Here is a 12,575-nt window from a genome sequence, read left to right on the forward strand (position 1 = left end):
ATAGGTATTAAATTAGAAAGCCCAGTTTCCATCTTTGAATACTTGAATTTCTTCACCATCGTTAGTTATACCAACGATATCCATATCAGCTGAACCTATCATGAAGTCAACATGAGTTAAACTTGTGTTAACACCATATTTATCCATTTCCTCTTCTTTTATAGAATCTCCATCTTTTATACAAGTCTTGTATGCAGATCCTAATGCAAAGTGACAAGATGCATTTTCATCGTATAAAGTGTTGAAGAATACTATATTAGTGTCTGATATAGGAGATTTAAAAGGAACTAATGCAACTTCTCCTAAGTAATGAGAACCTTCATCAGTGTCTATTAATTTACCTAGTGTCTCAGCACCTTTTTCAGCTGTGAAATCTATTATTTTTCCATCCTTAAATGTTAAAGAGAAGTTATCTACAACATTTCCACCATAAACAAGTGGTTTCGTGCTATGAACTACACCATTAACTTTAAATTTGTGAGGCATAGAGAAAACCTCTTCTGTTGGTATATTTGGGTTGAAGTTAACACCATTAGGGTCTTGAGATGCACCGCTTAACCAAATATGCCCCTCAGGTAATTCCATAGTTAAATCAGTTTTTGCTGATTTAAATTTTAATGTTTTGAAGTTTTTATCATTTAAGAAATTCATTCTTGTTTTTAAGTCATTGTTGTGATTATTCCAAGCTTCTATTGGGTCTTGACCAGAAACTCTTGAACACTTAAATATTGCTTCCCATAATTTTTCAACAGCTTCTTCTTTAGAAACATCAGGGAATATCTTAGCTGCCCAAGATTCAGTTGGTACAGATACTATACTCCATTTACATTTGTCAGATAGAGTGTAAGATCTCCATTCCTTTAAAGCTTGTGCAGATGCTTTTTGGAAGTTAGCGACTCTTTGAGGATCTACATTTTTTAATAAATCAGGGTTTTGAGCATATATAGTTAAGAAAGCTCCCCCTTCTTTTGCTATATCAACATATTGTTCTGAAGTCCACTTAGGGAATTCGTTAAATGCTTCTTCAGGTGCATTTAAGTATTTTATTAAAGTACATTCTTCATCAGACCATTCTATATGTACATTTTTAGCTCCAGCCTTATAAGCATGCTCAACAACTTTTCTAACAAAAGGAGCACATTCGATAGGCGATCTAACAAGTAAAGTTTGGTCAGCTTGTATATTAACTCCAACTTTAACAGCTAACTCAGCATACTTATCTAAATTTCTTTCAAATTCCATAATTTGAACCTCCTAAAATTTTAATAAAATTATCTTATTAAGATAATTATAGTTTATTCACTGCTAACTTAATAATACTAAAAAAATAAGGGAATTACATAATTTTACTATAAAAAAATATTTATAATATATTTACAAAAACAGAAAATTGGAAACAGTTTTCTTATAAAATAAATTATCGGCAAAAATAAGCACTAGATAAACTATAATACTATATTTTATACCCCAAAAAATATAAGTAAATATATATAAAATATTTAACTATAAATTATAAATAATATGTATTTAAATGTACAAAAAGAATAAAAAAATTTATAATATAATATATGAATTTGTAGAAATGACTAGAAAAATATAACTATTAATAAAAGATATATAATATATCAATTTGATTTATATAGATATTGGAAATATTTTAGGAGGAAATAAATGGACTTATATGATGCTATATTTTATAGAAGAACGATAAAAGAATATTCAAATAGAGCTGTAAAACCAGAATTAATGAAAGAAATTAAAGAAATATGTAAGAGTATTGATTATTTAAATGAAGAATTGGATATAAAAGCACATTTAATAGATAGAGGTCACTTGATACAGTTTTTAATGAAAAAGGACTGTAATATAAAGGCACCTCACTATATATTAGTAACATCGAATAAAGGGGAAGACTATTTACAAAATATTGGTTTTGCAATAGAAAATGTAGTGTTACAATTAACAACTTTAGGTTTAGGTACTTGTTGGATAGAGTGTAACTTATCTCAAGAAGATGTAAAGGAGATTATAGACATTGATACAGAGAGTATAGAAATATATTCAAAAGAACAAGTTAAGGAAGAAGATATAGAACTAGAAGAAAGTATAGAGGAAAGTGAAGAGCAACCATATATTGTAATAGCTTTTGGATACCCAAAAGAAGGAGAGCATATTTTTAGAAATGTAAATGCAGAGCCAAGAAGAAAAAGAATAAAAGAAATATCAAAGAAAATGGATAGAAAGTGGACTAAAATATTAAGTGCTGTAAGAATGTCATCATCTGTAAAGAATGTACAACCTTGGAGATTTTACAATACGAAAACATCTATTGATATATATGAAGAAAAACAAAAAAAGTCTATAGAGAAAATGAGTAAAATAAGTATGGGAATTTGTCTTAGAAATTTTGATATAGCTTGTAAAAAATATGATATGAAAGTAAAATATGAAAAAACAAAGGCTAAAAAAAGATTAGGGAAAGAGTATTATATAAGTGCTATAATAGAAGAATAGAAAATATTATATATTATATCGATTTATAAAGAGAGAAGAACAAAAGAAGAGTTGACATTAAAAGGAAAAGATGTAATAATTGTATACAAGATAAAGCTTTAAAATATCCCGAGAGGATATGAAGTGTAGTATGTAATTAAAATAAAATAGAAATTCCTTGAAACTAGTCCAGAGAGGCTAAAAAGGTTAACTATAATAATTAATTTTGTATATATAACCTCTAGCTGGATTGGCTAGAGGTTTTTTTAGCAACGGATGTGACTGAGTGAATACGAAGCCATATCGTTGGCGATATGAACGAAGTGAATTTTTAAAACAAAAATATAATAAAGTCTTTTAAACTAGTCCAGAGAGGCTGGGAAAGATATCTCATAGCTTATAAATGTAATGTTATGTATAGATAGAATCCTTATACCCTGTGGTATGAGGATTTTTTATTAAGGCTTTATTAAAAAGGGGAGTAAAATTATGGTAAATGGAAAAGACAAACTAATAGTGGCGATAGACACTAACGAATTTGATAAAGCTAAAGAATTAATAGATACACTAGAAAATGAAGTGGATATATTTAAAGTAGGGTTAGAACAATATGTAGCAACAAGAGGTAAAACAGTAGATTACTTAAAAGAAAAAGGTAAAAAAATATTCTTAGACCTTAAGTTCCATGATATACCAAATACTATGCAAAGTGCAGTAAGAGCAGCAGTTAGGGATAATGTTTGGTTAATGACAATACATGTTTCTGATATAGAAGGTATGAGACAATGTGCATTAGCTGCTAAGGAAGAGGCTGAGAAATTGAATATAGAAAAACCTATAATAGTAGGTGTTACAGTATTAACATCGCTAAGCAATAAAGATTTACAAGATATAGGATGCAATATGACTACAGAAGAATTAGCTATAAAAAGAGCCAAACTAGCTAAGGAAGCAGGAATTGATGGAATAGTTTGTTCAGCACAAGAAGTAGATAAGATAGTTGAGGCTTGCGGAAAAGATTTCGTAACAGTATGCCCAGGTGTAAGACCAGCAGGTGCAGACAAGGGAGATCAAAAGAGAGTAGTAACTCCAGCTGATGCAATCAACAAAGGAGCACATTATTTAGTAGTTGGAAGACCTATAACTAAAGCTGAAAATCCAGCTCAGTCAGCTAAAAATATAGTAAATGAAATAGCGAATTCTTAGGAGGGTTAATATGAAGGGGAAATTAATATTACAAGATGGAACTATATTCGAAGGTAAAGCCTTTGGATATTTAAATGACAGTGTAGGAGAAGTAGTATTCAATACTTCTATGACAGGATATGGAGAAGTGTTAACAGATCCTTCGTACTATGGACAGATAGTAACGATGACATATCCTCTTGTAGGAAACTATGGTATAAACTTAGAAGACGTAGAATCTAAGGGAGTTCATGTAAAGGGATTTATAGTAAGAGAAAAAAGTGATATGCCAAATAACTTTAGATGTGAAATGGATTTAGACACATACCTAAAGCAAAATAAAGTTATAGGGCTTGAAGGAATAGATACAAGAGCTCTTACAAAAATATTAAGAAACAACGGAACTATGAAAGGCATAATAACTTTAGAAGGTACATCATTAGAGCAAGTTCAAGCTAAATTAGATGCATTCTCAAATACTCAAGCAGTAAAAACAGTAACTAGGAAAGAAGTAGAGCATATAGCTGGAAGAGGAACAAAAGTTGCTGTAATGGACTTTGGAGTTAAGGAAAACATACTAAGATCATTTGCAAATCGTGGATGTGATATAACCGTATTTCCTGCAACAACAAAGCCAGAAGATGTATTAGGAATAAACCCAGATTTAATATTCTTATCTAATGGACCTGGAGATCCTGAAGATTTAGAAGATGTTATAGAAAATATAAAAGAATTAATTGGTAAAAAGCCAATAGCAGGAATATGCTTAGGACACCAATTACTAGCATTAACTTTAGGTGGAAAAACAGGAAAGTTAAAGTTTGGACACAGAGGTGGAAATCATCCAGTTAAAGATTTAGAGGAAAACAAAGTATTTATAACATCTCAAAATCACGGTTATTACGTATGTGAATTACCACAGGATATGGAAGTAACGCATATAAACTTAAACGACAATACTGTAGAAGGGATGAGACATACAAAATTACCTATATACAGTGTCCAGTATCATCCAGAGGCTTGCCCAGGGCCAAAAGACAATGATTATATATTTGATAAATTCTTAGCATTAGTATAGATTGTTAAATTTAATTAGATAAGGAGAAAAAATTATGCCTAAAATAGATAGAATAAAAAAGACATTAGTATTAGGTTCAGGACCTATAATCATAGGGCAAGCAGCAGAGTTTGATTATTCTGGAACACAAGCTTGCCAAGCATTAAAAGAAGAAGGAATAGAAGTCGTATTAATAAACAGTAACCCAGCTACTATAATGACGGACAAAGAAGTAGCGGATAAAATATATATAGAACCATTAACAATAGAATTTATAGAAAAAATAATAGAAAAGGAAAGACCAGATAGCTTATTAGCAGGAATGGGTGGTCAAACAGCTCTTAATTTAGCAGTTGAATTACATGAAGCTGGAATACTTGAAAAGTATAATGTTGAAATAATAGGTACATCTGTTGAATCTATAAAAAAAGGTGAAGACAGAGATACTTTCAGAGAAGTAATGAGAGAAATAAATCAACCAGTTGTAGTTAGTGATATAGTAACTGACTTAGAAAGTGGATTAGAGTTTGCAGGAAAAATAGGATATCCAGTAGTTGTTAGACCTGCATATACACTAGGTGGAACTGGAGGAGGTATAGCTGAAAATGTTGAAGAACTTACAGAAATACTTACTAAAGGTTTACAATTAAGCCCGGTTAACCAAGTATTGCTTGAAAAAAGTATAAAGGGTTGGAAAGAAATAGAATATGAAGTAATAAGAGATGGCAATGGAAATTGTATAACTGTATGTAATATGGAAAATATAGACCCTGTTGGAGTTCATACAGGGGATAGTATAGTTGTAGCTCCAAGTCAAACTTTAAGTGATAGAGAATACCAAATGCTTAGAAAAGCATCTATAGATATAATAAATGCAATAGAGGTTAAAGGTGGGTGTAATGTACAGATAGCACTTAACCCACACAGTTTAGAATATGCAATTATAGAAATAAACCCAAGAGTTAGTAGATCTTCGGCATTAGCATCTAAGGCTACTGGATACCCAATAGCTAAGGTTGCTGCAAAAATAGCTTTAGGATACACTCTAGACGAAATAGAAAATGCAGTTACAAAGAAAACATACGCATGTTTTGAGCCAACGCTTGATTATGTAGTAGTTAAGATACCAAAGTGGCCATTTGATAAGTTCAAGCAAGCTAATAGGAAGTTAGGAACAAAGATGATGGCAACTGGAGAAATAATGAGTATAGGAAGTAACTTTGAAGCTGCAATGTTAAAAGGTATAAGATCTCTTGAAATAGGAAAATATTCATTAGTTCATGCTCCTTCAGAAGAAAAGAGCTTAGAAGAATTAAAGAAGAGTATAGTGGTACCAGATGACGAAAGATTATTCGACTTAGCTGAAATGATAAGAAGAGGCTATAAAGTTGACATGATAGAGCAAATAACAGGTGTAGATAAGTGGTTTATACACAAGTTTAAGTGGATAGTAGAGCAAGAAGAAAAATTAAGAGGTATGAAAATAGAAGACTTAAATAAAGATTACCTATTAGAACTAAAGAAAAAAGGATTCTCAGATAAAGGTATAGCTGACTTAATGAAGATAAGTCCAGAAAGATTATGTGAGTTAAGAAAGCTATACAACATACAACCAGCATATAAGATGGTTGATACTTGTGGAGGAGAGTTTGATGCATTATCTCCATATTACTACTCAACTTATGAGCAATTTGATGAAGTAGAGGTAAGTAATAAGAAAAAAGTTGTAGTATTAGGTTCTGGACCAATAAGAATAGGTCAAGGGATAGAATTTGATTATTGCTCAGTACATTGTGTAAAATCATTAAGAAAAATGGGAATAGAAACTATAATAGTAAACAACAACCCAGAAACAGTAAGTACAGACTTTGATACATCAGATAAACTATACTTCGAACCATTAACAGAAGAAGAAGTATTAAATATAATAGAAAAAGAAAATCCAGATGGAGTAATACTTCAATTTGGTGGGCAAACAGCTATAAAATTAGCTAAATTCTTACATGAAAAGAATATAAAAATATTAGGAACTGACTTTACTGACATAGATGCAGCAGAAGACAGAGAAAAGTTTGAAGAATTACTAGAGAAATTAAATATAAACAGACCAAAAGGAAAAGCTATATGGTCAGTGGAAGAAGGTATAGAAGAAGCTAAGAGATTAGAATACCCAGTACTTGTTAGACCATCTTATGTACTTGGTGGTCAAGGTATGGAAATAACTTATGATGAAACTAAGTTAGCTAGATACTTGGAAGATGCTTTCAAGAGAGACAAGAAAAATCCAGTACTTATAGATAAGTACTTAACAGGTAGAGAAATAGAAGTAGATGCTATATGTGATGGAGAAAATATACTAATACCAGGAATAATGGAACATTTAGAAAGAGCTGGGGTTCATTCTGGGGATAGTATAACAATGTATCCAAGTCAAAATATAAATGATGAAATAAAAGCCAAAATATTAGATTACACGAAAAAAATTGCTTTAGAGCTAAACGTACTTGGAATGGTAAATATACAATTTATAGAATTCAAAAATGAATTATATGTAATAGAAGTTAATCCAAGAGCAAGTAGAACTGTACCTTATATAAGTAAGGTAAGTAATGTACCTATAGTGGACCTAGCTACTAGATGTATGCTGGGAGAGAAGTTAGTAGACTTAGGATATGGAACAGGTGTATATAAAGAGCCTAATCTAGTATCTGTAAAGGTTCCAGTATTCTCAATGTCAAAACTTGCTAGTGTTGATGTAAGTCTTGGGCCTGAGATGAAATCTACAGGAGAAGTACTAGGTGTAGGTGAGACTTTAGAAGAAGCTTTATATAAAGGGTTCTTAGGAGCAGGAAAAACTATGTCTGACAAAAAAGGTGTAGTACTTGCAACTATAAATAATCATGATAAAGAAGAGTTTATAGAAATAGCAAAAGATATGAATGAATTAGGCTATACTTTCGTAGCTACAGAAGGAACAGCTAAGATATTACAAGAAAATGGAATAGATGCTGATATAGTTAAGAGAGTAGAAGAAGCTAGACCAAACATACTTGATGTTATAAGAAACAAGCAAGTAGATATAGTAATAAATACCCCTACTAAAGGGAATGACTCAACAAGAGATGGATTTAAAATAAGAAGAACTGCAACAGAGTTCTCTACGGAAGTAATGACATCACTTGATACATTAAAGGCTTTAGTTGAAGTGAAAAAGAAGCATATAATGAATGAAGGTTTAGAAGTATACAATATAGCTGAATAATAAAATTAATAAACACCACTTTAGAGATATCTCTAAAGTGGTGTTTATTAATTTTAACACATGGAAAAAGTTAGAAAATTATAAAATAAGAAAACTAAATAAATTTTAAATCAAATGGTTATGGATGTTGAAGCGTGGGTATTTATGTCATATAACGACAATAAGTTACTTTAGGCCTAAGATAATTTAGTATATGTTAGAAAAAATTAATACCTAGGAGATGATTCAAATGAAAGATGCACAAGTAGGTAAAAAGGGAACACTTACATTGTTTGCATTCTTTGCAATGACAGCATCAATGGTAATGACTGTTTATGAATATCCAACATTCGCAACATCAGGATTCAATCTAGTATTTTTCCTTTTATTAGGAGGAATTTTATGGTTTTTACCAGTTGCTTTATGTGCAGCAGAAATGGCCACTGTAGAAGGATGGCAAGAAGGGGGGATATTCGCTTGGGTAGGTAATACTCTAGGTGAAAGATACGGCTTTGCAGCTATATTCTTCCAATGGTTCCAAATCACAGTTGGATTTGTAACTATGATTTATTTTATTTTAGGATGTGTTTCATACATATTTAACTGGAATGCGTTAAACAATGTTCCAGCTATAAAATTTATAGGAGTTTTAGTTATATTCTGGGGATTAACATTTTCTCAGTTAGGCGGAACAAAAAACACAGCTAAGATAGCTAAGGCTGGATTTATATTTGGTATAGTTATACCCGCTATAATTTTATTTGGTTTATCAATAGCATACTTAGTACAAGGTAACCCAGTAGATGTAAAAATTGGAATGAAATATTTCGTACCTGATTTTACAAAAGTAAATACATTAGTTGTATTCGTTTCATTTATATTAGCTTATATGGGGGTTGAAGCATCAGCATCTCATGTAAATGAATTAGAAAATGCTAAGAAAAATTACCCATTAGCAATGATAATATTAGTAGTACTAGCTATAATACTAAATACTATAGGTGGTTTAACAGTAGCATCTGTAATACCTAAGTCTCAATTAAGCTTAAGTTCAGGTGTTGTTGAAACATTTAAAGTTCTAATACTTCATTTTAGTGCTAATGCTACATGGCTTGTAAAATTAATAGCTTTATTATTAGCTTTAGGAGTAATGGGAGAAGTTAGTGCTTGGGTTGTAGGTCCTTCAAGAGGAATGTATTCAGCAGCACAAAAAGGAATTTTACCTAAATCATTAACAAAAACAAATGAACATGATGTTCCAGTACGTTTAGTATTAATTCAAGGAATAGTAGTTACAATATGGGCAGCTGTTCTTACTTTTGGTGGAGGAGGAAATAACGTATCTTTCCTTACAGCAATATCACTAACAGTTGTAATATATCTAGTAGGATACTTACTATTCTTCATAGGATACTTTACTTTAGTACTTAAACATAAAGATTTAAAACGTTCTTACCAAGTTCCAGGAGGAAAAACATTTAAATTAATAGTAGCAGCATGTGGATTCATAACATCTATATTTGCTCTAGTAATATCATTTGTTCCACCTAGCCAATTAAGTGGTAAGAGTGTTACAGAATATTTAACAATATTAAGTGTTAGTTTTGTAATAACTATTCTAATACCTTTTGTAATTTATGCAATAACTGATAAAAAGAGAAAGGCTAATTAAACAGTCTTAACTCTAAAGAAAGTGTAAAAAAGTCGCAAAATAGACACTAGAAAAAATCATTAAAAATTTAAATCAAAGCATGAAGTTCTAGGAGGATTTTTAAAATGTTATGTAGTAAAAAAGAAGATACTTACAGCACACCAGTGTTTGGGACAATAGAGTCTGGCTCTAATATTCCAAAAGACGTAATAGGGAAAGATTCTATTGCTCCAAACGTGGCGTATCAATTAATTAAAGATGAGTTAATGAATGAAGGAAATGCAAGACTTAACTTAGCTACATTCTGTCAAACTTATATGGAGCCAGAAGCAACAAAACTTATGGCAGAAACATTAGAAAAAAATGCTATAGATAAATCTGAATATCCACAAACAACAGAAATGGAAAATAGATGTGTTGATATGATAGCTAACCTATGGAATGCGCCAAAAGAGATGAACTATATAGGTACATCGACAGTAGGATCATCTGAAGCATGTATGCTAGGTGGTATGGCTATGAAATTCAGATGGAGAAATAGAGCAGAAAAAGCAGGAATAGATGTAAATGCTAAGAAACCAAACTTAGTAGTATCTTCAGGATATCAAGTTTGCTGGGAAAAATTCTGTGTATATTGGGATATAGAAATGCGTACAGTGCCAATGGATGAAGAACATATGAGTTTAGACATTGATAAGGTGTTAGATTATGTAGATGATTATACAATAGGTATAGCAGCTTTATTAGGGATAACATATACAGGTAAGTTTGATGATATAAAAGCATTAGACGCAGTAGTAGAAGAGTATAATAAAACAGCTAAAGTATCATTACCTATACACGTAGATGCTGCATCAGGTGGTATGTTTACTCCATTTATAAATCCAGAACTTGAATGGGACTTTAGATTAAAAAATGTAGTTTCAATAAGTACATCAGGACATAAATACGGATTAGTATACCCAGGTATAGGATGGGTAATATGGAAAGATGAAGAATATTTACCAAAAGAATTAATATTTGAAGTAAGTTACTTAGGTGGATCAATGCCAACTATGGCTATAAACTTCTCAAGATCAGCAAGTCAAGTTATAGGACAATATTATAACTTCTTACGTCTTGGATTTGAAGGATATAGACAAATACATCAACGTACAAAAGAAGTAGCTATGTACTTAAGTAGAGAAATAGAAGCTACTGGTTTATTTAAAATCTATAATGATGGTGAAAATTTACCAATAGTATGTTACAGATTAAAAAATGAAGATGATGTACAATGGACATTATATGATTTAGCAGATAGACTAGCTATGAAAGGATGGCAAATACCAGCATATCCATTACCAGTTAACCTACAAGATACAATAATACAACGTATAGTATGTAGAGCAGACTTAAGTTATGATATGGCTGAATTATTCATAAGAGATTTAAAAATGGCTATAAATGATTTAAATAATGCTAAGATATTAGTTCATGGAAAAAAACAAGAAAATAAAAAATATGGATTTACTCACTAAAAATAAATTAAATTATAATAAGATTTTAGTAATCAAACCTTTAATCTAACTTGGTAAAATATATATAAAAAAGCAATTGGAATTAAATATAATTCTAGTTGCTTTTTTACAATAAGATAAGTAGCTATGAATCAAGCTAATAATTAATATGTAGGTATTGGTTTGATTTTTATCTACTTTCAAAATTTTTTTGGAGGTAAGAAAGATGAATTATTATATTAGTATATTTTTTAGGGCGATACCATTACTTATGGGAGTGGTATGTCTAGGGTATGGGTTTTATGTGAAAAATTTAGGGCAATTAATAGGATCTGAGTTTGTAGTTGCAGGCCATGTTCTGATATATTTAACAGCTATATGTATTGCACTATTTACCACTGCAGCAACTATAATAAGACAGCTTATAAATAAGTACAATAATTTTGATAAGTGGGTTTTACCAAGTATAGGTTATTTAGCATCAATATTTACAATGGTATCAGGAATAATGTTATTTGAAACAGCAGGTCAAAATTCAGCATATGTTGTTTCAGGAAACGTAGTATTTGGATTAGGATTAATAGCTTGTTGTGTTTCAACAGTTGCAACTTCATCAACTAAATTTCTTTTAATACCTAAAAATAGTTCTAATTTAAAAGAAGGAGATGAACCTGAAGATTCTTTTAAAGAATCTACAGCTAAAATATTAATATCAGTACCTGTTGTTTGCGCGTTAATTGCTTTTATTAGGGGTATATATTTATTAATGTCATCTTCGGCTACTGAAAATTTTGTAGCAGGGCATGTAATAATAGGAATCTCATTAGTTTGTGCTAGCTTAGTAGCACTAGTAGCTAGTGTTGTAAGACAAATACAAAATAAGTTTACAGAGAAAGAGCGCTATAAATGGTCAATATTAGTTGTTATATTAGGAACCATAGATATAATATGGGGGATAGCAGTACTTTCAATAGCTACAAATCCTGCTTGGATAGCTCCAGGATTTGTTCTAATTGGATTAGGGATAGTATGTTACAGTATATTAAGTAAAGTACTTTTATTAGGAATGGTGTGGAGAAAATCAAATCCATTAGCTAAGAGAGTACCTTTAATACCAGTAGTGACAGCACTTATATGCTTATTTATGGGAGCATTTTTATTTGAAGCTGAAATATTTAATATAGCATACTTTATACCAGCGCGTGTAATGATTGGACTTGGAGCCATTTGTTTTACATTATTCTCTATAGTATCTATATTAGAAAGTGGAACTTCATCTTCAAAATAATTAACTTAAACAAGAAAATTGATTTTAATATAAAATTAAATTGCAAAAAAAGAGTATTTTGAAATGTATAGAACTTGTTTTATACATTGAAAAATACTCTTTTCTATTATAAAGAAAATTTAGAAAAAAGAAAAAATATATAAAAAAATTGTAAAAATATG

8 protein-coding genes are annotated in these 12,575 nt (G+C 30.6%); 7 read left to right on the forward strand and 1 reads right to left on the reverse strand.

Annotation, left to right across the window (positions count from 1 at the left end; translation table 11 throughout):
* Window positions 1-12: 12 nt before the first annotated feature.
* Window positions 13-1,242, reverse strand: coding sequence for an aminopeptidase (locus tag ABCP60_RS12900; RefSeq protein WP_343101852.1), 1,230 nt, complete (start codon window positions 1,240-1,242; stop codon window positions 13-15).
* 429 nt (window positions 1,243-1,671) lie between these two features.
* Between ABCP60_RS12900 and ABCP60_RS12905 the strand changes: the two genes are divergently transcribed.
* From ABCP60_RS12905 to ABCP60_RS12935, 7 genes are all read left to right on the forward strand, one after another.
* Complete coding sequence (locus ABCP60_RS12905) at window positions 1,672-2,514, forward strand: nitroreductase family protein (RefSeq protein ID WP_166506133.1); 843 nt, start codon at window positions 1,672-1,674, stop codon at window positions 2,512-2,514.
* Window positions 2,515-2,982: 468 nt separating this feature from the next.
* The gene (pyrF, locus tag ABCP60_RS12910; RefSeq protein ID WP_343101853.1) at window positions 2,983-3,699 is read left to right on the forward strand and encodes an orotidine-5'-phosphate decarboxylase; all 717 of its coding nucleotides are present in this window, start codon (window positions 2,983-2,985) and stop codon (window positions 3,697-3,699) included.
* Between the two features lie 10 nt (window positions 3,700-3,709).
* On the forward strand, window positions 3,710-4,756 hold the full coding sequence (gene carA, locus ABCP60_RS12915) for a glutamine-hydrolyzing carbamoyl-phosphate synthase small subunit (protein WP_166506131.1): 1,047 nt from the start codon (window positions 3,710-3,712) through the stop codon (window positions 4,754-4,756).
* A gap of 34 nt (window positions 4,757-4,790) precedes the next feature.
* Window positions 4,791-7,997: a carbamoyl-phosphate synthase large subunit gene (carB, locus tag ABCP60_RS12920; RefSeq protein WP_343101854.1), complete on the forward strand. Its 3,207-nt coding sequence runs from the start codon at window positions 4,791-4,793 to the stop codon at window positions 7,995-7,997.
* Window positions 7,998-8,226: 229 nt separating this feature from the next.
* A complete protein-coding gene (gene gadC, locus ABCP60_RS12925; RefSeq protein WP_092921567.1) occupies window positions 8,227-9,648 on the forward strand; it encodes a glutamate:gamma-aminobutyrate antiporter in 1,422 nt (473 codons plus the stop codon).
* 104 nt (window positions 9,649-9,752) lie between these two features.
* A complete protein-coding gene (locus tag ABCP60_RS12930) occupies window positions 9,753-11,147 on the forward strand; it encodes a glutamate decarboxylase (protein WP_092921566.1) in 1,395 nt (464 codons plus the stop codon).
* 205 nt (window positions 11,148-11,352) lie between these two features.
* Entirely contained in the window at window positions 11,353-12,414 is a 1,062-nt protein-coding gene (locus ABCP60_RS12935; protein ID WP_092921564.1) for a DUF2776 family protein, read from the forward strand.
* Window positions 12,415-12,575: the final 161 nt, after the last annotated feature.

The sequence above is a fragment of the Romboutsia sp. MSSM.1001216sp_RTP31141st1_G3_RTP31141_220114 genome (assembly GCF_039031195.1).
Lineage (GTDB): Bacteria > Bacillota > Clostridia > Peptostreptococcales > Peptostreptococcaceae > Romboutsia_C > Romboutsia_C hominis.